This is a genomic window from Aeromonas sp. OTU364 (genome assembly GCF_038440395.1).
Lineage (GTDB): Bacteria > Pseudomonadota > Gammaproteobacteria > Enterobacterales > Aeromonadaceae > Aeromonas.
In genome coordinates this window covers 108,119-130,766 of sequence record NZ_JASATR010000002.1, presented here as the reverse complement: position 1 = coordinate 130,766, position 22,648 = coordinate 108,119, and the positions used below count along the sequence as shown (strand labels likewise).

Below are 22,648 nucleotides of genomic sequence, written 5' to 3'. Positions count from 1 at the left end.
AGCGCATCATAACGGCTGCAAGGCCAGTGCTCCAGCCGCAATCACCTGCACGAAGGCAAGGCACTGCGCCGGTTGGCAGTCCTGCGCCCTAGCCCACCTCGACCCGGTTGCGACCCCGCTCTTTGGCCTGATAGAGCGCCTCGTCCGCCCGCTTGAGGGTCAGCTCAAGGGAGTCCCCGCGCCGCTCTGCCACCCCGAAGGAGGCGGTGATCCTGAGCCCCAGGGGCCACTCCCTGTAGGCTTCCAGCGCCCCCCTCAGCCGCTCGGCCAGCCTCTCGGCCCTCGCCTGCTCATGGTGCAGGCAGACCAGCACGAACTCCTCTCCCCCCCAGCGCACCAGGCGGCACAGGCTGTCACAGTGGCGCAGCAGCTCGCTCACCATGTGCTTGAGCACCTCGTCCCCCATGGGGTGGCCGTGGGTATCGTTGACCCCCTTGAAGTGATCGATGTCGATGTAGATGAAGGAGAGCGGCATCTCCCCCAGCTCGCTCAAGAGCTTCTCGCCACCGAGCCGGTTGAGGGCCCCGGTCAGGGGATCGTAGCGGGCCTCCTCCTCGGTGCGGCGGTACTGCTCGCACAGGCTCTGGCTGAGCGCCTCCGCCGCCAGCCGCGCCTCGCGGGCCTTGCGCAGCTTGTCTCCCATCAGCAGGTACTGGGTCAGAAACAGCAGTATTCCGTATACCAGCCAGCCCAGCAGCAGCTGGCGGTAGAAGTCCCCCGGCTTGCCCCAGCGGCCATAGAACTCCAGCTTATCCAGGATCAACCTGTAGTCCCCAGGCTGCATCCTGTCGTCGGTGGCAAGCTCGATGGCATAGACATGGTGCAGATCCGTCCCCTGCTGCGCCAGCGGGATCCGGTACTGCTGCACCCACCAGGAGCTGGGGGCAAACACCTTGAGGGGGATGTCCTGGATGCGGCCGTAATCGTCGGGACGAAAGAGTACCTCGTTGAACTTGTGGGAGATCTCGTCCCCGGCTATCGAGTAGGCGGGATCATAGTTGCGTAGATAGAGGCGCCAGCTCTGCGGTTCGCCCCCCTCCACCCTCAGCTTGACCCGCACGCCGCTGAAGTGGGAGAGATCCAGCCCCCACTCGGGGGCAGACAGGGTCAGGATCAGCTCACAGAAGGGGGAGCTGTGGCCCGCGCGCAGCTTGCAGTCGATGGCCGGCTTGTCGCCCCCGGCGATCAGCGTGGTGACCGATTGGCCCCCATGGGCGCGGTCATCCTGGGCCCTGGCGGCTATGCTGGCCTGACTCAGTATGTCCAGCCGCTGCTCTGGCCCGAACTCGAACACCAGGATGGCCAGCAGGCTGCCGAGCAGCAGGCTCCAGAACAACATATTGGTCACGCGGGAATAGGATGGGGTCATGGCGATCACACCTGAAAAAGAGCTTTTACTCTACACCTTGGAATTCCGCACCGTGCTGATCCAGATCCAAGGTTATTACACACGCCCTCGTGGGCGCAGGGGCATTGGTCGGCTCAGCCCGCGCGCAGGGCGTCGCCTGCCATCCGCCGGGCTGAATCCTGTCGGCATTGCACCGCAAGAGGCGGACGCCAGCTCCTGGGGAAGCGGGTTCCCGATGTCATCATTCCTTTCACCACTGAGCGCTCCATGCCATGGAAAAATAGAGAAAAATCATCGCAGAGCCCCAGTCTACACAAGCAAGCGGTACGGCAACACCCCCTAGCCCTCTTCCCGCAGCGCCCGATAGAGGGTGGTGCGGCTGATGCCGAGCCGGCGCGCCGCCTCGCTCACGTTGCCACCACACTCCGTCAGGGTCTGCTGCACCCGCAGCCGGCTCTGCTCGCGCAAGGTGGTGGTGCCCCGGGGAGCCGGCATGGTGGCCACCTCGGGCAGGTGCAGATGGGCGGGGTCAATCCAGCCCTGCCCTTCCGCCAGCACGCAGGCCACCTCCAGCGCCTGCTTGAGCTGACGCACGTTGCCGGGCAGGGGATGGGCCAGCAGCTGTTGCTCCGCCTGCGGCGTCAGTTGCAGGGCCGGGTCCATCTCGTCGAGCAGGCGCGAGATCAGCTCCTGCCGCTCGCGGACCGGCCACTGCCGCAGCGGCGCCAACTGCTGGCGCCAGCCGCAGATGCGGTAGTAGAGATCTTCGCGGAAGGTACCGGCCGCCACCATGGCCGCCAGATCCCGGTGGCTGGCGCTCACCAGCCAGAAGTCCACCGGCTCAGGTCTGTGGCTGCCCACCGGGGTGACGGCGCGCTCCTGCAGCACCCGCAGCAGCCGGGTCTGGGCCGGGAGCGGCAGCTCGCCGATCTCGTCCAGCATCAGGATGCCCCCATGGGCGGCGCGCAGATAACCCTGGCTGCCCTGGCTGCGGGCGCCGCTGAAGGCCCCGCCCACGTAGCCAAACAGCTCGGCCTCCACCAGATCGGCGGGCAGGGCGCCGCAGTTGACGCACACCAGGGGCTTGTCCCGTCGGCTCGACCCTCGGTGCAGGACGCGCACCAGGTGCTCCTTGCCGCTGCCGGTCTCCCCCTCGATGAGCAGGGAGATGCCCCGCTCCAGCATCTTGAGAGGCACCCCGGCGGTGGCGGGCGGCGTTGCCGGCAGGGACTGGGTTTCGGTTTTAATCACCACGGGATCGGGCACCAGCCGCAATCCGCGCCGATCCCGCAGCAGCTGCTTGCCGTCAAACGGGTGCTGGCCTAGCCAGAGCCGTCCGGCCCGGTTGGCCCCGAGCAGCTCGCCCCCCTCCCCCAGCAGCAGGCGGGCAGACCAGAGACTCTGGGGATCGAGATCCACCAGCCAGCCCGGCTGGCGCGCCAGCAGGGCGTTTTCCAAGGTCATGGCCAGGAGCCGCACCGTGCCCAGCATGTCGCCATCGTGGTGGGCCGCATCGGTGGAGATGTCGAGCACCCCCAGCAGTTGCCCGTCCGGCCCGAGCAGGGGGCAGGCGCTGCAACTGAGGAAGCTGTGCTGGGCGAAGAAGTGCTGGGCCCCCAGCACCTGCACCTCGCTCTGTTCGGCCAGCGCTGTACCGATGGCGTTGGTGCCCTTGCTCGCCTCCCCCCAGCGGGCGCCGCTGCGCAGGAAGATCCGCTCGGCGTGGCGGGCAAAGCCGTCGTCCCCGCTGGCGGCCAGAATGGCCCCCTCACCGTCACACAGCAGCAGGCGACAGGGCCTGCCCGCCAGCAACTGGGCAAACAGCGGCAACACGAAGCGCTGAAAGCAGGTGATAAGGGTTCTGTGTTGCTCCTGGCGGGCCGACAGCTCCCCCTGGGGCAGCAGATCCAGCTCGGCGCTCTGCTGGCGGAGCAGGCCCTGATGCAGGCAGCGCTGCCAGGAGCGTTGGATCGGGCTGGGACTGGGACTGGATTGAGGTAACTCGCTCATCACGCCTCCTGTTCACAAAGGGCACAGTGTCACGGTCACTGTCCAGAAACGGCACAGTCTCATCGGCACCGCCGCGGTCACTTGTTAATCAAGATACGCCGCCGCACCCCATTTGATAACGTTTTTGTAACTTTTCGCCCTCTGGTCAGACCCTCTGGCACGACCCTTGCGATACAGAGAAGCAACCGGACTGCCCGCCAGGCCGGTCAGGACCACACACACATAAGGATGATGAGATGATTTATACCGCTCCCGGTCAGGCAGGTGCCCTGGTCAGCTTCAAGTCCCGTTACGACAACTTCATCGGTGGCGACTGGGTGGCGCCGCGCGCTGGCCGCTATTTCGAGAACGTCTCGCCGGTGGATGGCCGGGTGTTCTGCGAAGTGGCCCGCTCCGACGCCGCCGACATCGAGCTGGCACTGGACGCCGCCCACAAGGCGTTCGCCAGCTGGAGCAAGACCAGCGTCACCGAGCGCAGCAACCTGCTGCTGCGCATCGCCGATCGCATCGAGCAGAACATCGAGGTGCTCGCCATCGCCGAGACCTGGGAGAACGGCAAGGCGGTGCGCGAGACCCTGGCCGCCGACCTGCCACTGGTGGTGGATCACTTCCGCTACTTCGCCGGCTGCATCCGCGCCCAGGAGGGCTCTGCCGCCGAGCTGGATCAGAACACCGTCAGCTACCACTTCAAGGAGCCCATCGGGGTGGTCGGCCAGATCATCCCCTGGAACTTCCCGCTGCTGATGGCGGCCTGGAAGCTGGCCCCGGTGCTGGCGGCCGGCTGCTGCAGCGTGCTCAAGCCCGCCGAGCAGACCCCGGTCACCATCATGCTGCTGATGGATCTCATCAAGGACATATTGCCTCCCGGCGTGGTCAACGTGGTCAACGGCTTCGGCGCCGAGGCGGGCCAGGCGCTGGCCACCAGCGACCGGATCCAGAAGCTCGCCTTCACCGGTTCGACCGAAATTGGCGCCCATATACTGCGCTGCGCCGCCGACAAACTGATCCCCTCCACCGTCGAGCTGGGCGGCAAGTCCCCCAACATCTACTTCGCCGACGTGATGCAACACGAGAGCAGCTACATCGACAAGGCGGTGGAAGGGATGCTGATGACCTTCTTCAACCAGGGGGAGGTGTGCACCTGCCCCTCCCGCGCCCTGGTGCAGGCAAGCATCTATGACGACTTCATGGACCGTGTGCTGGCCCGCGCCCGCACCATAGTGCAGGGCAACCCCCTGGACACCGCCACCCAGGTCGGCGCCCAGGCGTCCCGCGAGCAGTTCGACAAGATCCTGAGCTACATGGAGATTGGCCGCGGCGAAGGGGCCAGGATGCTGATCGGCGGCGGCCCGGCCACTGTGAATGGCCTGGAGGGGGGCTTCTATATTCAGCCCACCATCTTCTCGGGCCAGAACAAGATGCGGGTGTTCCAGGAGGAGATCTTCGGGCCGGCCCTCGGGGTCACCACCTTCAAGGACGAGGCGGATGCCCTGGCCATTGCCAACGACACCCAGTACGGGCTGGGGGCGGGCCTCTGGACCCGGGACAGCAACCTGGCCTGGCGCATGGGGCGCGGCATCCAGGCCGGCCGGGTCTGGGTCAACTGCTACCACGCCTACCCGGCCCACGCGGCCTTCGGCGGCTACAAGAAGTCAGGGATAGGCCGCGAGACCCACAAGATGATGCTGGACCACTACCAGAACACCAAGAACCTGCTGGTGAGCCACGACATCAACCCCCTCGGCTTCTTCTAAGCCCATCCCGTGATCCACAAGGGCGCCTGCGGGCGCCCTTTTTCATGCAGCTCAGGCCACGGGTTGGCCCAACTGCTGGCGATAACGCTGGGGGGCGCACCCCTGCTCCCGCTGGAACATGGCGATGAAGGCGGAGGTGGAGGTGTAACCGAGGCGCCAGGCTATCTCCTGCACCGGTATCTCCCCCCGCAGCCAGTCCAGCGCCTTCACCAGCCGCAGTCGGGTGCGCCACTGCCCGAGGCTCATGCCGAGCTCCTTCTGGCAGCGCCGCGCCAGGGTGCGCTCGGTGGTGTGCAACACCCTGGCCCACTCGGCCAAGGTGCGGTTGTCCTCGGGGGACGCCTGCAGGGCGGCCAGCAGCGGTGCCAGCAGGCGGTCGCGACTCTGGGGCAGGTAGCTTGGCTGGCAGCGGGTGCGGGCCAGCTTCTCGATGAAAAGCTCCCCCTGGCGCGCGTCCCACTCGTCTTCCAGATGGCCGACCCGGCGCTGGGTAAAGTCCTCCAGCAGGGCGCGCAGCAAGGGAGTCAACGCCAGCAGCTGGGGTTCCCTAGGCAGGCGCGGGGCCAGCGCGTGGCTCACGTAGATGGAGGTGTAGTCCAGGGTCTGCTCGTTGAAGGCGCTGTGGGGCAGGTTGGCCGGCACCCAGATGAGGTAGTCCGGGGGCGCCACCAGCCGCTCTCCCCCGACCTCCACCACCATGACCCCCAGGCTGATGAGGCTGAGCTGGCCCCAGGGGTGGGCGTGCTCGGCGCAGGCGTTGCCCCCCTGGATCTGGCTGTAGCGAAAATAGAGGGGGTTGGGGTCGGCCAGCAGGCGATCCTGCTCGGCCAGGGTGAGGCTGCCCATGAAGATTGTCCCAAAGCGGTTATGTCATGTCTTATTTACGCTACTTGCATCGTTCAAGACAAGGCTAGACTCTCCCCATCGTATCAAGGAGTGCCTATGCCCTTTCTCTTTCCCCTGCTCGCCATCCTGATCTGGGCCGCCAATACCGTGGTCTCCAAGGCCGCCGCCGGCGTGCTGGATCCCGCCGCCATCTCCTTCTACCGCTGGGTCATCGCCGCCCTGGCGCTCTCCCCCTTCTGCCTGCCGCAACTGTGGCGCCGCCGGTGCGATCTCCGCCCCTGGCTCGGCAAGCTGCTGGTGCTGGCAGCCCTTGGCATGGTGCTCTACCAGTGTCTGGCCTACTACGCCGCCCACAGCACCTCGGCCACCAACATGGGGGTCATCGGCTCCCTCATCCCGCTGCTGACCCTGCTGCAGAGTGCCCTCTTCTTCGGCCAGCGCCCGGGCAAGCAGGCGCTGCTCGGCATGAGCCTCTCCCTGTTCGGGGTGCTCTGGCTGCTCGGCAAGGGCAACCCCCTGGCCCTGCTGCACGACGGCATCAATCCGGGGGATGGCCTCATGCTGCTCGGCTCCGCCAGCTATGCGCTCTATGGCCTGCTGATCCGCCGCTGGCAACTGCCGTTCGGCCCCTGGCTCAACCTCTATCTGCAGATCCTGCTGGCGGTGCTGCTGCTGATCCCGGTCGCCCTGAGTGCAGACTCCCTGGCGGTGCCTGCCGAAGGCTGGGGTCTGGTGCTGTTCGCCGGGCTCGCCTCCTCCCTGCTGGCGGCCTACTGCTGGATGCGCGGCCTGGCCAACCTGGGGGCGGAGCGCACCTCTGTGTTCATGAATCTGATGCCCCTGTGCACGGCGCTGATCGCCGTCATCTCCCTGGGTGAGCCCATCCACGGCTATCACCTGCTGGGCGGCGGCCTGATCCTGACCGGCGTCATGATCTCCCAGTTCAAGCCAAGGCTTCGCCGCCCTCTGCCCGAAGGGGCATAAGCTTGCGAACGCCGCTCTGGCGAGATAAAAGAAGGGAGCCTCAGGCTCCCTTCTTTTATCTGCGGGTTAGCACCACCTCAGCTGCTGCGGCGCCAGTGGTAGCGGCGCTCAGGGCGGCCGCGCTGGCCGTAGTTGAGATCCACGTCCAGCTTGTCTTCGGACTCCAGAAACTCCAGGTAACGGCGCGCCGTGGTGCGGCTAAGCGACAACCGCAGCGCCACCGTATCGGTGGAGAAGGCGGTGTCCGGCTCCCCCGCCAGCAGCTCCAGCACCTGGCGCAAGGTGATGGCGTCTATGCCCTTGGGGGTGTCGCGCACCTCCCTCGGCTGAATGCGCCCCTTGCCCATCAGGCGGTCGAGATCGCTCTGCTCCAGCAGGCCGCGCTCGCACAGGCGGCGATGCAGGGTCAGGATCTCGTCCAGGCTCTGCTGGATGCGAAACAGCCGCAGCGGCTTGATGATGTAGTCCTGCACCCCTAGATTCAGGGCCTGCTGTATGGTCTCCACGTCGCAGGAGGCGGTCACCATGACCACCAGCACCTCCCGGTTGTGGCTGCGCAGCCGGTTCACCCACTCCAGGCCCGAGCCGTCTGGCAGGGAGATGTCCACCACCAGCAACTGGGGTTCGGTGGCACGCATCATGAGATCGGCCTGGGCCAGGCTTTCGGCCCGCCCCAGCAGGGAGTAGCCCGGGGTCGAGGAGATAAGCTCGGCCAGGATGGCGCCGATCCGCTCGTCGTCCTCGATAACAAGAGTGAAGATTGGCTTCATGACTCACACCAATTGGTTTTTATTCAAATAGATACCGAACAAGGTGGTCTGTTCGGCGGTGCGGCGCCATTCTATCACACCCCCACGGCGAGCCACCGTCTTCTTGACCAGGAAGAGGCCGACCCCGTGATCCCCGGTCTGGCGGCTGACCCCATAGTCGAACAGGTGATCCGCCAGCGCCTCGTCTACCCCCTCGCCACTGTCCTCCACCTCGATCACCAGCCGGCGCCCGAAGTCATCCACCGAGATGAGCACCCGGGGGGCGCACCGCTGGCGGTTCGCCCAGGCGGCCCTGATGCCATTGTCCAACAGGTTGCCGATGCAGGTGATGAGATCCGCCGACACCTCGGCCGGGTACTCCCCGAGCGCCGAGCCGGGATCCAGCACCAGCTCGACCCCGAGCTCCCGCGCCCGGCTGAACTTGCCGAGGATGAGGCCGGCCACCGGCTTGTTCTCGATGGAGCGCAGCAGATCCTGCAGCATGGTCTGGCAGGCCTCGTTCTCCTGCTGGATGAGCTCCACCGCCTGATCCACGTGACCGAGCTGCAACAGGCCAGAGAGGCTGCTCAGCTTGTTGGCAAACTCGTGGGTCTGAATGCGCAGCATCTCGGCATACTGGCGCAGGTGGGTCACCTGCATGCCGAGGCTGCCAGTGCCGTCCGGCCGGCTGAAGATCAGCATGCGCCCCGGCTCGCGGCCGCCGAGCTCCTGCCAGTGGCCGACGAAGGCCTCCCCCTGCACGGTGAAATTGACGCCCCCCTCCTGCTCCAGGGCGGGCAGCAGGCCGGGGGCCAGCTCGGCCAGGGAGTGCCCCAGCAGGGCGTGGCGACCGGTGCCCGGCAGCCGCAACTGGTAGAAGGCCGCGCTGTTGAGCATCTTGATGCGATGGTTGCCATCGAGGGCCACTATCCCCTCCGAGATGCTCTCCAGCACCAGATCCTGCTGGGCGAAGCGGTTGACTATGGTCTCCGGCTCCAGATCCAGCAGGGTGCGCCGCAGCCGGTGCTGCAACCAGAACGCCAGCAGCAGACCGCAGCCCAGCACGGCGCCGATGGCGCTGATGAGCAGGGCGATCCGCTCCAGATAGATGCCCTCCACCGTGCGCATCAGGTAGCCCACCGCCACCGCGCCTATGGCGCGCCCGTCCGCCCCTATCACAGGCGAGAAGCAGCGGATGGCCGGGCCGAGCGTGCCCGCGTCCCTGGAGCAGTAACTGCGCCGCTCGTGGATCGCCGGCCAGATGTCCTCGCCACGGAAGGTCGCGCCGACCAGCTCGGGGGAGGGGTGGCTCAGGCGGCGGGCATGCTCGTCGGTCACCACCATGTAGGCGGCATCGGTGCGGCTGCAGATCCCCTGCACATAGTCCCGCAGGCCGGGATCCCTGCCCTGCTGCAGGGCCTGCACCACCCGGCTGTCCGCCGCCAGCACCCGGGCCAGATCGCTCCCCTTCTCCTCCAGGTTGCTCTCCAGCAGGTGGCGGATGAAGAGGGCGAGCAGGCCCCCCAGGATCAGGATCAGCAGCAGTGACAGCCCGAGGGAGAGGGTGACCAGTTGGTGGCGCAGTTTCATCGATTCACCTTGCAACGTCAGGAGGCGGACCAATAGTGCGGGCGCCACCAGGTCTGGTCAATAAGCGGCGCGGGATCACCGTCAAAATCCGCCAGCCCCTCCTCGCGGGCGGTCAGGGCCACTGCCCTGGCGACGGCGCGGGCCACCTCCCCCACCTCCTCTATGGGGGGCAGCAGTCGCCCCTCCGCCAGCTGATAGGCCCCCACCGCCCGCACCGCCGCCTGCAGCATGCCATCGCTGATGCGCCGCGCCTTGACCGCGCAGGCCCCGAGGCCAATGCCCGGGAACACATAGACGTTGTTGCACTGGGAGACCACCCGCGCCTCTCCCCCTACCTCGACCGGGGCGAAGGGGCTGCCGGTGGCGAGCAGGGCGCGCCCTTCGGTCGCCCGCCACACCTGCTCCGGGGTCGCCTCGGCGCTGCGGGTCGGGTTGGAGAGGGGCAGTATCACAGGGCGCTCGCACGCCTCCCCCATGGCCGTCAGTACCGCCTCGTCGAACAGGCCCCCCTGGCCGCTCACCCCGATCAGCACCCCGGGGCGCAGCCGCTCAATGAGCGCAGACAGCTCGGCACAGGCCTCTTGTGGCGGACGGGCAAACGGCCGCTGGGACGGCGTCAGGTTGGCGCGATCCAGGCAGACCAACCCATCCTGATCGAACAGCTGCACCCGCTCCGGGCCGCCCGCCAGTTGGGCCAGCATGGCGGCGATGCCGCAGCCCGCCGAGCCAGCCCCGACGATGAGCACAGGGGTATCGGCGAGTGTGCTGCCCGCCTGTTGCAAGCCTGCCAGCACGCAGGCGGAGGCGACCGCCGCCGTGCCCTGGATGTCGTCGTTGAACATGCACAGCTCGTCCCGGTAGCGGGCCAGGAGGTTGGCGGCATGCTTGCCGGCGAAGTCCTCGAACTGCAGCACCACCTGGGGCCAGCGCGTGCGAATGGCCGCCACCACCTTGTCCATGAAGCTGTAGTAGGTCTCGCCGTCGATGCGCGGGGCCTGCCAGCCGAGGTAGGAGTCATCCTCCAGCAGGGCCGGGTTGTTGGTGCCCACGTCCACGCACAGGGGCAGGGTGCGCGCCGGGTTGATGCCACCGGCGGCGCTGTAGAGCGCCAGCTTGCCGATGCAGATCCCCATGCCGCCGATGCCGAGATCGCCGAGCCCCAGCACCCGCTCCCCGTCGGAGATGACGATGACGTCCACCTCCTGCTCCACCGCGGCGAAGATGGCGTCCAGCTCGTCCCTGTCGTGCCAGGAGAGGTAGAGACCGTGGCTGCGCAGGTAGAGATCGCTGTGGCGCTGACAGGCCTCCCCCACCACAGGGGTGTAGATGATGGGCAAGAGCTCCGGCAGGTGGTGGCGCACCAGATCGTAAAACAGCACAGGGTTGTCCTCCTGCAACTGGCGCAGCAGCAGGTGCTGGTCGAAGGGGCTCTGCATGGCCGAGACCAGGCGGTAGATGCGGCGGCGCTGCTGGGAGAGGGACTCCTCCTTGTGGGGCATGCGCCCCATCAGTCCCTGACGCTTGCGTTCGGCATAGGGCAGGCTGGTGCCCATCATGATGTCGTTCATGTCGTTTTCCTGTATCCGGTCGTCACGCGAGCAGAGAGATGAGGGCGGTGGCCAGGATCAGCATCACGGCCCCGCCGAGGCGAGAGGAGATCTGGGCGAAGGGCATCAGCTTCATGCGCTGGGCTGCCGACAGCACGGCCACGTCACCTGTGCCCCCCATGTTGGCCATGCACAGGCCGCCGGTGATGGCCGCCTCTATGGGATAAAAACCTATCATGCGCCCCACCAGGGCCGCCCCCAGGGCGCCGCCCACCACTGTGGTCAGCACCATGATGAAGTAGTTGACCGAGAAGGCGCCGATGAGCTCGGGGATGCTGGTGTAGGCCACCCCTATGCCCACCAGCAGGGAGGGGGTGAGGTTGCTTACCACGAACTGGTACCAGTCGGCGGCCGCCTGCTCGTAGCGGCGCGGCAATACACCGCTCACCTTGATGAAGGCCACCGCCAGTATCATCAGGGCGAAGGGGTGCATGGGGATGAAGTTGCCGAGCAAGGAGCCCAGCACGAACATGCTGGAGCTGATGAAGAGGCCGAGCCCCAGGCTCTGCAGGGTCGGCGCCTCGGCCTGCTCGTCGGCGACGCTCTGGCTGTTTTCCTTGACCATCAGCTTGCCGTTGCCGGTCAGGGAGGGGTAGCGGCGACCGAGGCGCGCCAGCAGGGAGCCCACCAGTATGGCCAGGGTGTTGGCGATCACCACGGCGGGCACCATGCGCGACAGCAGGTCGGCGCTGGACATCTGCAAGGGGCCGGAGAGGATCTCCACCAGCGGCACGGCGCCGGCGCCCATGCCGCCCCCCATGATGGGCAGGCCGATGAGCAGCACCGCATTCTTGAAGCCGTACCCCATCAGGGAGCCGACCAGGCCGACGCTCAGCAGCGCCAGCGCCACGCCTCCCAGGATCACCGGCAGGTAGCGCATGGCGGCGTTTTTCAGCAGGGCGCCGCTCATGCCGAACACTGAGCCGGTCACCAGACTGGCGATGAAGAAGTTCAAAAAGCCCCCCTCCTTCATGAAGCGGGTGATCACCTCACCCGCCTCGGCCGGCAGTATCCTGTACTCGAACAGGGCGGCGCCGCCGAAGATGGCGAGTATGGTGCCGCCCCCCAGGTACTCCCGTATCGGGGGGATCCGCTCGCCCAGCTCGCTCAGCAGGGTGCCGAGCACGAACATCAGCGCCAGGGCGCCGACCATGCCGAGTGGCAATGAGCCGTTCCAGCCGGCGTAGAGGACGCAGGTGGCGAGCCCGAGGAAGATCATCATGGGCATGCCGGCGATCTGCTGGTCGCCCCAGGCGCCCTTCATCTGTACTTCGGAGGTAGAGAGGTTTTTCATTGTTATGCTCCAGCTTGTGGTGTGGCGCCACTCTACGTATCCCCTCCTCTGCTGTCGGTTAGCGGCCCTGCAAAGCCATATAAAAACATTGAAACCTTAAGCACCATCGCCCTCCCCGCGTCCCCGGCCCCGAGACTGAATGTGAGCTGAATCACGCTTTACTTAGCCTGCTAAATAAATATAATGCTTAGCAGGCTAAGTATATGAGGTGTCTGCCATGAAAAAGGATCTGGAGATGTTGCGCGAGCTCTCCCTCGCCGAGCGAGTCGGACGATTGCACCGACTGTGGCGCACCGTGGCCGATATCGAGCTGGCCCCCTTGGGGTTGACCCATCCGCGCTGGACCGCGCTCTGGAAGCTGAGTCGCCTCGGCGGCCACCTCAGCCAGAAGACCCTGGCCGAGGCGCTGGAGATAGAGCTGCCCTCCCTGATGCGCACCCTGGGTCAGCTGGAAGAGCAGGGACTGGTGGTGCGCCACTGCTGCAGCCAGGACAAGCGCGCCCGCATCGTCACCCTGACCCCGGCCGGCAAGGCGCTGCTCGACAAGATCGAGGATCGCATCATGGAGATACGCCGGGAGCTGCTCACCGGCATCAGCCAGCAGGAGCTGGCCCAGTTTGAAGAGATAGTGCACCGCATCTCCGCCAACGCCCTCGGCAAGATCGGTGCCCAGCATGAAGAGAGAGAATAAGATGACCCCGGATCAACAATTCAAGCGCTGGATCAAGTGGGCCATGGCCTGCTTCGTCCTGGTGTTCGGCTACTTCCTGCTGGCCGACATCAAGATGCCCCTCACCCCCCAGGCCATGGCCACCCGGGTCGTCACCAAGATGGCGCCCCAGGTCAGCGGCAAGGTGGTCGAGGTCGCAGTGGTGAACAACCAGCACGTCAAACAGGGGGATCTGCTGTTCGTGCTGGATCCGGCCCCCTTCGAACTCGCGGTCGAGCAGGCCAGACTCGCCCTGGATCAGGCCGAGCAACAGAATCGCCAGCTGGATGCAACCCTGAACGCCGCCGCCGCCGATTTCAGCTCGCTGCAGACCCAGACCGCCCAGAAACAGCGGGAGGCCGAGCGCATCGATACCCTCTATCGCCGCCACATGGTGTCAGAGCAGCAGAAAGATGACGCCGACAGCGCCGCCCGCACCGCCCGTGCCAACCTGCTGGCCAGCCAGGCCCGCATGGAGCAGGCTCGCGTCAACCGCGGCCTGGCCGGTGACGACAATCTGCTGCTGCGCCAGGCGCGCAACCGCCTCGCCCAGGCCGAGCTGAACCTCACCTACAGCCAGGTCCATGCGAGCCAGGATGGCATCATCACCAACCTGCAGCTCAAGCCGGGCAGCGTGGCCACAGCGGGCGCTCCCCTGCTGGCCCTGGTCTCGGAGCAGGTGGACGTGATCGCCGATTTTCGCGAGAAGAGCCTGCGCCACATCACCCCGGAAAGCCGCGCGCTGGTCGCCTTCGACGGCGAGCCAGGCCGCCTCTATCCGGCCCGGGTCGCCAGCCTGGACGCCGGGGTCAGCGCCGGCCAGTTCGACGCCAACGGCCTCTTGGCCAACCCCATCGAGTCCGACCGCTGGGTGCGGGATGCCCAGCGACTGCGCCTGCACCTGACCCTGGATCAGTTGCCCGCCCATCTGCCGGCCGGGGCCCGCGCCACTGTCCAGCTGCTGCCGGACAACGCCCTGAGCGCGTTCTTTGCCCGCGGCCAGATCCGCCTGCTCAGCCTGCTGCACTACATCTACTGAGATGACGACCATGAACCTGTGGCACAGACCCCTCACCGCCAACGAGCTGCGCCAGTGTCTGCGCATCGCCTTCGGCTGCACCCTGGGGTTTGTACTGTGCAAGATTTTCGGCTGGAGCAACGGGGTCTTCTTCACCGTCACCCCCGTGCTGCTGCTCGGCATGATCCCCGTGATGAACGGCCACGCCGCCCGCCAGCTCATCGCCTCGGCCGCCATGTGCGGGCTGGAGGTCGGCCTGCTGGGCGGCCTGTTCGGCAGTCATCCCGGACTGATGACCCCCCTCGTCTTCCTGCTGTTCCTCTACCGTTTCGCCGCCATGTCCCGGGGCAGCCTCTTCCTGTTTGGCGCCAACGGCGTGCTCAGCCTCAGCATCATGCTGCACTTTGCCAGCTATCCCGGGACAGATCTGAACGATCTCATCTTCAGCAACCTCTGGGCCAGCGTCCTGTCGGTGCTCATCGCCTACCTGATGACGGCCCTGATCCCGGACGTAGAGCCCCGGCCCGCCCCCGCCCCCTCTCCCAAGGCGCCCCACCGGATGCGCCACGAGGCCCTGCTCGGCGCCAGCATCGCCACCCTGTCGTTCCTGGTCTTCCAGCTGTTCGATCTGCGCGACTCCATGTCCGCCCAGGCGACCACACTGCTGGTGCTCTTCCCCATGCACTGGGACGGGGCCCTGAGCTACGCCCGCAAGCGCGCCATGGGCACCCTGCTGGGGGTGAGTTTCGGCATCCTGGGGCAGCTGGTGCTCTACGACTGGTCCGGTCTGCTCCTGCTGGTCACCCCCCTGCTCTGGCTCGGGGCCATGCTGTTCAGCCATGCCCATGTGAAGGAGGCGAGCGGCTCCGGGGTCGGCTTCGGCGCCCTCACCACCCTCGGCATCCTGTTTGGCCAGTACCTGACCCCGGGCAACGATCTGGTGTTCAGCGCCCTCTACCGGGTGAGCAGCATCCTCTTTGCCATCGTCGCCACCCTGCTGGCCTGCTACCTCATTCACCGCCTGCTCAACCGTTTCGAGGCGACCCGTTTCGGTTATTGATCCCCTTTCCAATGGCCAAGGATGTGCTGTCTTTCGCCCCGCAACCCTGCGGGGCGTTTTTTTGCCCGCCGGTTGCACAGGGGACGGACGCATCCCGACGCACGGCCCCCACCATGAGGTTGCACTCATCCCCCAGCCTGTTAGGCTCAATCCCATATGACACCGACAAAGGATGCGACATGAAACACGCCAAGCTCTTTCTACTGGGGATGGGGGGTATGATCCTGCTCGGCGGCTGCGATCTGGGGGCCAGCAAGCTGGGGGTGACAGGGGGCGATCCCGTCACCTATCTGTGCGAGCAGAACCAGAAGGTGCAGGTGCGCTACTTCTCCCTCTCGGACGAGAGCCTGAACTTCGTCAAGCTCGCCCTGCCCGATGGCAAGGATTACACCCTGCCCCAGGCGGTCTCCGCCTCCGGCGCCCGCTACACCGACGATCACGAGGTGGTCTGGTGGAACAAGGGGAAGGAAGGCTTCGTGGAGATGCGCGATGATGCCGGGGAGTGGCAGAGCCGCTACAACGACTGCAAGGAGCAATAAGCCCCGCAGGCAACAGCGCTCCCGCAGTGACAAAGACCCCGGCCAAGGCCGGGGTCTTTGTCATCTCACTTCGACGTCATATCGGACCACAACCCGTACCGGGATGGCTTGCGGATTCTGCTCGGACACCCGATAACGCACCTGCGCCAGCCCTGAGATGGCGATGAGATCCAGCACGCCGGGGGGCTCGGATTCCAGCACCTCGGGACTGAACAGATCGCCATTGGAATCGATGAGGTAGCGAAGGGTCACGCAGCCCTTCACCGGCCTCTCTTTGGGCAGTCCACCGACCGGATTGAAGTCGCCTATCTGCCCCACCTGAACCCAGTATCTGGGTAAGTCTTCCCAGACGATATCCACCGGAGGCTGATTCAGCTTCGCGGTGGGGCTGGCGCAGCCCCCCAGCATCAGGGCGCCCCCCAGCAGCACTAGCTTCAAACCCATTCAACTCTCCTTGTACTGTGACCGCTCGGCTCCTTGAACGGCCAGCCAGTGTCTGGCAGTGAGGCTCATTCGGGAAGTCCCCATCTGGCAGGCACTCTCGCGGGCAATAAAAAGGCCAACCCTGGGGTTGGCCTTGTTCGCAAGGGGATGACTCAGGCGCGCTTGTCGCTGACCACCAGCCAGAGCGCGTGGACCATGCCGGGCAGGCCGCCGAGCAGGGTCAGCACTATGTTGATGAAGAAGTGCAGGCTGAGCCCCACCTGGATAAAGGCACAGACCGGCGGCAGGAAGATGGCCAGCAGGATCTTGAGCAAATTGTTCATCTCATGGTTCCTCATGAAAGATGTCATGTGATTCGGATGGGCTAACCATAAACAGCCTTGCCCACAACTGCAAACCACAGCGAACAGCTTTCGCGCCTTTCTCGCCCGGGATTGAGCCAGGGTTCAGCTGACAGTGGCTGGCGCGCACCGAGCCCCCGGGAAGCGCAATGATCAGGCCAGTAGCTGGCAGGGGATCCGGCTCTTATGCTCCCGCTCCCGCCAGGCCTTGAGGTCGTGAATGATCTGGTTGCTGCTGCCGCGCCAGAGCAGGCCGGGGTCCGCCAGCCCTTTTTCGAACTTGCCGTCCACCAGCACATCCAGCAGGGCGACCAGCTCGCACTGGGCTGGAGTGAGCTCGCCAAGCAGATAACCGGTCCAGCACCAGATGTCCTTGCCGGGGCACTCTGCCCGCACCCGTTTCACCAGCGTCAGCACCTGGGACAGGTTGGCGGGGTGGAGCGGATCGCCGCCCGAGAGCGACAGACCTCGCCGCTTGATGCGTGAATCCTTGAGATCCCTGATGACTCGATCGCTCATCGCCTCATCGAACGGCTTGCCGCCATCGAGACGCCAGGTGCTCTGGTTGTAGCAGCCCGGGCACTGGTGCTCGCAGCCCGAGACGAACAGGGTGGCCCGGGTGCCTGGGCCGTTCACCACATCGACCGGGTAGTATTGGTGGTAGTGCATCTCGTCTCTCCTCAACCCGTCATGGGCTGGGTTCGCCAATAAAAATGGCTCCCTCATCATCGGGAGCCATCTTGCCGCTCAGCCGCCCGACTTACATATGTTTGACCCGGCGCTTCACCTCTTCCTGCTTGCCCGCATTGAAGGGGCGCGCATCCGGGCTGCCGAGGTAGCCGCACACCCGGCGGGTCACCGACACCTTGGCCGGATCGTGGTTGCCGCAGCGCGGGCAGGTGAAGCCCTTGGAGGTGCACTCGAACTCGCCGGTGAAGCCGCAGTCGTAGCACTCGTCTATGGGGGTGTTGGTGCCGTAGTAGGGCACCTTGTCATAGCTGTAGTCCCAGACGTTCTCGAGCGCCTCCAGGTTGTGCTGGATGTTGGGGTACTCGCCGTAGCAGATGAAGCCGCCGCTGGCGATGGGCGGATAGGGCGCCTCGAAGTCCAGCTTGTCGTAAGGGTTCACCTGCTTCTCCACGTCGAGGTGGAAGCTGTTGGTGTAGTAGCCCTTGTCGGTTACGCCTGCCACCACGCCGAACTCCTTGGCATCGATGCGGCAGAAGCGGGTGCAGAGGTTCTCGCTCGGGGTGGAGTAGAGGCTGAAGCCGTAGCCGGTTTCCTCTTTCCACTCGTCGGTGGCCGCCTTGAGCCGCGCTATGATGGCGATGGCCTTCTGGCGCAGGGTGTCGCTGTCGAACAGATGAGTCTGCGTGCCGAACAGGGCGTTGATGGTCTCGTGTACCCCGATGTAGCCGAGCGAGATGGAGGCGCGGCCATGTTTGAAGATCTCGCTGACGTTGTCGTCGGCCTTGAGGCGCACGCCGCAGGCCCCTTCCATATAGAGGATGGGGGCGACCCGCGCCTTGACGCCATCCAGTCGCTTGATGCGGTACATGAGCGCCGTCTTGGCCACCCGCAGTGCCGCATCCAGCTTGTCCCAGAAATCCGCCTCGTCGCGGGATTTGAGCGCGATGCGCGGCAGGTTGAGGCTCACCACCCCTATGTTGTTGCGCCCTTCATGAATGAGCTCGCCATTCTCCTCGTAGGCACCGAGGAAGGAGCGGCAGCCCATGGGGGTCTTGAAGGAGCCGGTCACCTTCACCACCTGGTCATGGTTGAGGATGTCCGGATACATCCGCTTGGAGGCACACTCCAGCGCCAGCTGCTTGATGTCGTAGTTGGGATCCCCCAACTTGTGGTTGAGGCCATCCTTGATGGCGAACACCAGTTTCGGGAAGACGGCGGTCTTCTTGTTCTTGCCAAGGCCGGCGATGCGGTTGCCGAGGATGGCGCGCTGGATGAGGCGCGACTCCCAGCTGTCGCCGAGGCCGAAGCCGAAGGTGACGAAGGGCGTCTGGCCGTTGGCGGTGTGCAGGGTGTTGACCTCGTACTCTAGGGACTGGAAGGCGTCGTAGCACTCCTTCTCGGTGCGGGCCATGGCGTAGGCGTCCACATCGCTGATGCCCCACTCCTCGGCCACTTCCCGGTGTTTCTGCCAGCTGATGGTCACATAGGGAGCCAGCACCTCGTCGATGCGGTTGATGGTGGTGCCGCCATAGATGTGGCTCGCCACCTGGGCGATGATCTGGGCGGTCACGGCGGTGGCCGTGCTGATGGATTTGGGGGTGTCTATCTCGGCGTTGCCCATCTTGAAGCCGTGGGTCAGCATCCCCTGCAAGTCGATCAGCATGCAGTTGAACATGGGGAAGAAGGGGGAGTAGTCGAGATCGTGGAAGTGCAGATCGCCGCTCTCGTGGGCCTGCACCACCTCGCGGGGCAGCATGTGGCTGATGGCGTAGTGCTTGGCGACTATGCCCGCCAGCAGGTCGCGCTGGGTCGGGATCACCTTGGAGTCCTTGTTGGCGTTCTCGTTGAGCAGGGCCGCGTTGGTCTGCTCCACCAGGCCACGGATCTCCTGGGCCAGCCGGCCGCGGGCCTCGCGGGCCTGATCCCGGTCGTGACGGTACTCGATGTAGGCGCGGGCGATGGCCTTGTCGTCGGACGCCATCAGATGGTTCTCGACCCGGTTCTGGATCTCGTGGATATCCACCTCGCCCCGCCCTTCCAGCTCCTGGCTGACCGCGCCTGAGATGCGCAGTGCCAGCGCCGGATTGGCCTGATTGACCGCTTCCGCCGCCCGGCTCACCGCCTCGGCGATCAGCTGGCCATTGAATGGTGCGCGACATCCATCACGTTTGATCACTACCGGTTTCATCGATTTTCCCCGCATTAAAGGCCTGGCAGCCACCCTGGGCTCACCCTTGTTGAGTCCCCTTCTCCACACCCTATCCCCGGCGCACATGCATTCAGCCGGGGCCTGAGAGGCCCGGGCTGACGCTGAGAGGGAGACGACTTATGCACAGCTTGATAACACTATATATGGGTATTTTTTTTATGCTAACCCCTATATGTGGTAGCTATTAGGCCCCAAAGCGATGACCCGTTTCTTGATCCAGGACAGGTTTTGGAAGGAGTGGCGCAGTTCACAACCAGCGCCAAAAGAGGCTTCTCGTGCGCATCCCAGACGGGGTACGGGCTGGCGCCCGATGGAGGGTCCCGGGGGAGGATGGCACCATCTGACAACAATTGACCGAGGCAACCAACAGCCGGAACGCACATAATGGGTGCAGTCTCCTGCCAATGGAAAATGAACGTGACCAAGGTGTGGCTCCTGTTAGCCCTTTTCCCGCTCCAGCTGCTGGCCGCCGAGATCCTGGTGATCAGCAGCTACCATCAGGCCAATCTGTGGGATCAGAGCTACAGCGCCGGCCTGAAGACGCACCTCAAGGGCGAGCACCACATCAGCCACCTCTACCTGGATACCAAGCGTCAGCCTCACCAGACCCGGGAGCAGCTCGTCAGCCAGGGGATGGCGGCCTATCAGGCACGCAAGCCGGCCCTGGTGGTGCTCGGCGATGACAACGCCATCAACGCCCTCGCCCGCCCCATCGCCGCCCTGGGCACCCCTGTGGTCTTTCTCGGCATGAACGAAAACCCGCGCCCCAAGGGGCTGGTCGGCCACCCTCTGATCACCGGCGTGCTGGAACGCCCCCTGCTCAAGCGCAACATCAGCGAGATGAGCCAGCTGATGGGCGGCATCGGCAAGGCGCTGGTGCTGTTTGATGAGAGCGAGGTGTCGCGCACCGCCATCGAGGAGGAGTTCAAGGGGCGCAGCGAGCTGCGGGTCGGCCAGACCCGGGTGAGCAGCCGGCAATTCAACGACTACAGGCGCTGGCAGGAGGCGGTGCTCGCCAGCTGGCAGAACGGCTATGAGGCTCTCTTCCTCGGCCTCTATCACACTCTCACCGACGAGCAGGGGCTGCATGTGAGCGAGCAGCAGGTGCTGGCCTGGACCAGCGCCCACAGCCCCGTGCCCCTGTTCGGTTTCTGGGAGTTTGCGGTGGGGCCAGGCCGCACCATAGGCGGCCTGGTGCTCGATGGTCGCACCCAGGGGGAGAAGGCGGCAGAGCTCGCCAACGCCATACTGGCGGGTAGGGCGCCACAGGCCCTCTCCCCCCGCGCCGCCCAGCGCGGTGAATACCTGTTCAGCAAGAGCGAGCTGGCACGCTGGCAGCTTGAGGCCCCATCCAGATGGCAGGGGCGGGTGAGCTATGTCGACTGAGCCCGAAAACGACAGACCCGGCCATCTGGCCGGGTCTGTTTTATTGTGCTCCTATCAACTCAGGGCTGGATCGCCGCCTGCAACTCTTCTTCGGTCCAGACGGTGATGCCGAGCTCCTGCGCCTTGGCAAGCTTGGAGCCGGCAGCTTCCCCTGCCACCAGCACATCTGTCTTGGCCGACACAGATCCCGCCACCTTGGCCCCCAGGGCCTGGAGCGCCGCCTTGGCATCGTTGCGGGACAAGGTGGTGAGGGTACCGGTCAGCACGAAGGTCTTGCCGGCGAAAGGCTGCTGCGCAGCCTCCCTCTTCTCGATGGCCGGCCAGTGGATGCCGGCGGCCAGCAGGGCGTCCAGCACCTCTATGTTATGGGGCTGACGCAGGAAGTAGTAGACGTGCTTGGCCACTATGTCCCCCACGTCGGCCACCTCAAGCAGCTGCTCCACCGAGGCGGCGCGCAGGGCATCCAGGGTGAGGAAGTGGTTGGCGAGGTTCAGTGCCGTCGCCTCTCCCACCTCGCGAATGCCCAAGGCAAACAGGAAGCGCGGCAGGGTGGTGCTGCGGGCCTTGTCGATGGCGGCCACCAGATTGAGGGCGGATTTTTGCCCCATCCGCTCGAGACCGGCCAGCTGGATGGCGTTGAGGCTGAACAGATCCGCCGGGGTCTTCACCAGCCCCTTGTCCACCAGCTGCTCTACTATCTTGTCACCCAGACCGTCCACGTCCATGGCGCGCCGCGCCGCGAAGTGCTTGATCGCCTCCTTGCGCTGCGCCTCGCAGAACAGGCCGCCGGAGCAGCGGGTCACCGCCTCCCCTTCCAGCCGCTCCACCGCCGAGCCGCAGACCGGGCACTGGGTGGGGAAGAGGATCTCGCGGGCATCCGCAGGGCGCTGGGCCTCCACCACGGCCACTATCTGCGGGATCACGTCCCCCGCCCGGCGCACTATCACGGTGTCGCCGATCATGACGCCAAGGCGCGCTATCTCGTCGGCATTATGCAGGGTGGCGTTGGAGACGGTGACACCGCCGACGAACACCGGCTTGAGCTTGGCCACCGGGGTCACGGCGCCGGTACGACCCACCTGGAACTCGACGTTCTCAAGCTCCGTCATCTCCTCTTCTGCCGGGAACTTGTGGGCCGTGGCCCAGCGCGGGGCCCGGGCCACGAAACCGAGCTCCTGTTGCAGCGCTATGTCGTCCACCTTGTAGACCACGCCGTCGATCTCGTAGGGCAGCTCGCTGCGACGGGCCAGGATGTCGTCGTGGAAGGCCTGGCAACCGGCGGCGCCTTCTTTCAGCTTCACCTCGGGGCTGAGCGGCAGCCCCCAGGCCTTGAGCTGGTTGAGGCGAACGAAGTGGGAGTTCCCCAGCTCGTCGCCGCCTATGCCCACGCCATAGGCGTAGAAGCTCAGGGGACGGCTGGCGGTGATGCGGGAATCGAGCTGGCGCAGGCTGCCGGCGGCGGCGTTGCGCGGGTTGACGAACACCTTCTCCCCTGCGGCCAGCGCCCTGGCATTCATCGCCTCGAAACCGGCCTTGGGCATAAAGACCTCCCCACGCACCTCCAGTCGCGCAGGCCAGCCCGAGCCCCGCAGGACGAGCGGAATGGCCTTGATGGTGCGCACGTTCTCGGTGATCTCCTCCCCCGTGGCGCCATCGCCCCGGGTGGCCGCCTGCACCAGCTGGCCGTCCACATAGAGCAGGCTGACCGCCAGACCGTCCAGCTTGGGTTCGCAGCAGAAGGTGAAGTTCAGCTCGCGCTTGAGGCGATCGCGCATGCGCTGCTCGAAGGCCTGCAGCTCTTCGTCGCTGAAGACGTTGTCCAGGCTCAGCATGGGGATCTCGTGGCGCACCTGGCTGAAGGCAGAGAGCGGCTGGCCGCCGACCCGCACGCTGGGGGAGGCCGGGGTTTTCAGCTCGGGGTGCTCGGCTTCCAGCGCGATCAGCTCGCGCATCAGGCGATCGTATTCGGCGTCCGGCACCGTGGGGTTGTCCAGCACATAGTACTGATGGCCATATTCGGTGAGCAGTTCACACAGTTGACGGTGGCGGGAGAGGATGTCGCTCATGAAG

General features: G+C 65.5%; 19 protein-coding genes. 7 read left to right on the top strand and 12 right to left on the bottom strand.

Features of this window, described 5'->3' with window-relative positions:
• Window positions 1-88: 88 nt before the first annotated feature.
• The gene (locus AAHB08_RS03470) at window positions 89-1,369 is read right to left on the bottom strand and encodes a GGDEF domain-containing protein (protein ID WP_202046899.1); all 1,281 of its coding nucleotides are present in this window, start codon (window positions 1,367-1,369) and stop codon (window positions 89-91) included.
• Window positions 1,370-1,687: 318 nt separating this feature from the next.
• Window positions 1,688-3,358 carry a sigma-54-dependent Fis family transcriptional regulator gene (locus AAHB08_RS03465; protein ID WP_342058112.1) on the bottom strand — a complete coding sequence of 557 codons (1,671 nt, stop codon included), beginning with the start codon at window positions 3,356-3,358 and terminating at the stop codon, window positions 1,688-1,690.
• A gap of 236 nt (window positions 3,359-3,594) precedes the next feature.
• Between AAHB08_RS03465 and exaC the strand changes: the two genes are divergently transcribed.
• Entirely contained in the window at window positions 3,595-5,112 is a 1,518-nt protein-coding gene (gene exaC, locus AAHB08_RS03460; RefSeq protein WP_342058111.1) for an acetaldehyde dehydrogenase ExaC, read from the top strand.
• A 51-nt stretch (window positions 5,113-5,163) separates the two neighbouring features.
• Here exaC and AAHB08_RS03455 read toward each other — a convergent pair whose 3' ends face one another.
• Window positions 5,164-5,958, bottom strand: coding sequence for an AraC family transcriptional regulator (locus tag AAHB08_RS03455; protein WP_342058110.1), 795 nt, complete (start codon window positions 5,956-5,958; stop codon window positions 5,164-5,166).
• 96 nt (window positions 5,959-6,054) lie between these two features.
• Here AAHB08_RS03455 and AAHB08_RS03450 point away from each other — a divergent pair, with 96 nt between their 5' ends.
• Entirely contained in the window at window positions 6,055-6,942 is an 888-nt protein-coding gene (locus AAHB08_RS03450) for a DMT family transporter (RefSeq protein ID WP_342058109.1), read from the top strand.
• Window positions 6,943-7,019: 77 nt separating this feature from the next.
• Here the strand turns inward: AAHB08_RS03450 and AAHB08_RS03445 are convergent, their stop codons facing one another.
• The 4 genes from AAHB08_RS03445 to AAHB08_RS03430 are packed head-to-tail and all read right to left on the bottom strand — an operon-like array spanning window position 7,020 to window position 12,182.
• On the bottom strand, window positions 7,020-7,712 hold the full coding sequence (locus AAHB08_RS03445; RefSeq protein ID WP_005324712.1) for a response regulator: 693 nt from the start codon (window positions 7,710-7,712) through the stop codon (window positions 7,020-7,022).
• Between the two features lie 3 nt (window positions 7,713-7,715).
• Entirely contained in the window at window positions 7,716-9,281 is a 1,566-nt protein-coding gene (locus tag AAHB08_RS03440; RefSeq protein WP_265436846.1) for an ATP-binding protein, read from the bottom strand.
• Between the two features lie 17 nt (window positions 9,282-9,298).
• On the bottom strand, window positions 9,299-10,849 hold the full coding sequence (locus AAHB08_RS03435; RefSeq protein WP_342058108.1) for an NAD-dependent malic enzyme: 1,551 nt from the start codon (window positions 10,847-10,849) through the stop codon (window positions 9,299-9,301).
• Between the two features lie 22 nt (window positions 10,850-10,871).
• The gene (locus tag AAHB08_RS03430; protein WP_202046906.1) at window positions 10,872-12,182 is read right to left on the bottom strand and encodes a 2-hydroxycarboxylate transporter family protein; all 1,311 of its coding nucleotides are present in this window, start codon (window positions 12,180-12,182) and stop codon (window positions 10,872-10,874) included.
• 217 nt (window positions 12,183-12,399) lie between these two features.
• On the opposite strand from AAHB08_RS03430, the gene slyA reads away from it, so the two are divergent.
• The 4 genes from slyA (at window position 12,400) to AAHB08_RS03410 (ending at window position 15,508) form a co-directional block, all read left to right on the top strand.
• Complete coding sequence (gene slyA / locus AAHB08_RS03425) at window positions 12,400-12,873, top strand: transcriptional regulator SlyA (RefSeq protein WP_342058107.1); 474 nt, start codon at window positions 12,400-12,402, stop codon at window positions 12,871-12,873.
• A gap of 1 nt (window position 12,874) precedes the next feature.
• Entirely contained in the window at window positions 12,875-13,930 is a 1,056-nt protein-coding gene (locus AAHB08_RS03420) for an HlyD family secretion protein (protein ID WP_202047145.1), read from the top strand.
• A gap of 10 nt (window positions 13,931-13,940) precedes the next feature.
• Window positions 13,941-14,969, top strand: coding sequence for a DUF2955 domain-containing protein (locus tag AAHB08_RS03415; protein ID WP_319913184.1), 1,029 nt, complete (start codon window positions 13,941-13,943; stop codon window positions 14,967-14,969).
• Between the two features lie 179 nt (window positions 14,970-15,148).
• The gene (locus tag AAHB08_RS03410; RefSeq protein WP_342058106.1) at window positions 15,149-15,508 is read left to right on the top strand and encodes an MliC family protein; all 360 of its coding nucleotides are present in this window, start codon (window positions 15,149-15,151) and stop codon (window positions 15,506-15,508) included.
• 60 nt (window positions 15,509-15,568) lie between these two features.
• On the opposite strand, the gene AAHB08_RS03405 is transcribed toward AAHB08_RS03410, so the two are convergent.
• The 4 genes from AAHB08_RS03405 to nrdD form a co-directional block, all read right to left on the bottom strand.
• Entirely contained in the window at window positions 15,569-15,952 is a 384-nt protein-coding gene (locus AAHB08_RS03405; RefSeq protein WP_342058105.1) for an energy transducer TonB, read from the bottom strand.
• Window positions 15,953-16,104: 152 nt separating this feature from the next.
• Window positions 16,105-16,275: a YqaE/Pmp3 family membrane protein gene (locus tag AAHB08_RS03400; RefSeq protein ID WP_025327864.1), complete on the bottom strand. Its 171-nt coding sequence runs from the start codon at window positions 16,273-16,275 to the stop codon at window positions 16,105-16,107.
• A gap of 171 nt (window positions 16,276-16,446) precedes the next feature.
• A complete protein-coding gene (gene nrdG, locus AAHB08_RS03395; RefSeq protein WP_342058104.1) occupies window positions 16,447-16,962 on the bottom strand; it encodes an anaerobic ribonucleoside-triphosphate reductase-activating protein in 516 nt (171 codons plus the stop codon).
• A 91-nt stretch (window positions 16,963-17,053) separates the two neighbouring features.
• Complete coding sequence (gene nrdD, locus AAHB08_RS03390) at window positions 17,054-19,171, bottom strand: anaerobic ribonucleoside-triphosphate reductase (protein WP_342058103.1); 2,118 nt, start codon at window positions 19,169-19,171, stop codon at window positions 17,054-17,056.
• A gap of 432 nt (window positions 19,172-19,603) precedes the next feature.
• On the opposite strand from nrdD, the gene AAHB08_RS03385 reads away from it, so the two are divergent.
• On the top strand, window positions 19,604-20,578 hold the full coding sequence (locus tag AAHB08_RS03385; RefSeq protein ID WP_342058102.1) for an ABC transporter substrate-binding protein: 975 nt from the start codon (window positions 19,604-19,606) through the stop codon (window positions 20,576-20,578).
• 59 nt (window positions 20,579-20,637) lie between these two features.
• Here AAHB08_RS03385 and ligA read toward each other — a convergent pair whose 3' ends face one another.
• A complete protein-coding gene (ligA, locus tag AAHB08_RS03380; RefSeq protein ID WP_342058101.1) occupies window positions 20,638-22,644 on the bottom strand; it encodes an NAD-dependent DNA ligase LigA in 2,007 nt (668 codons plus the stop codon).
• Window positions 22,645-22,648 lie beyond the last annotated feature (4 nt).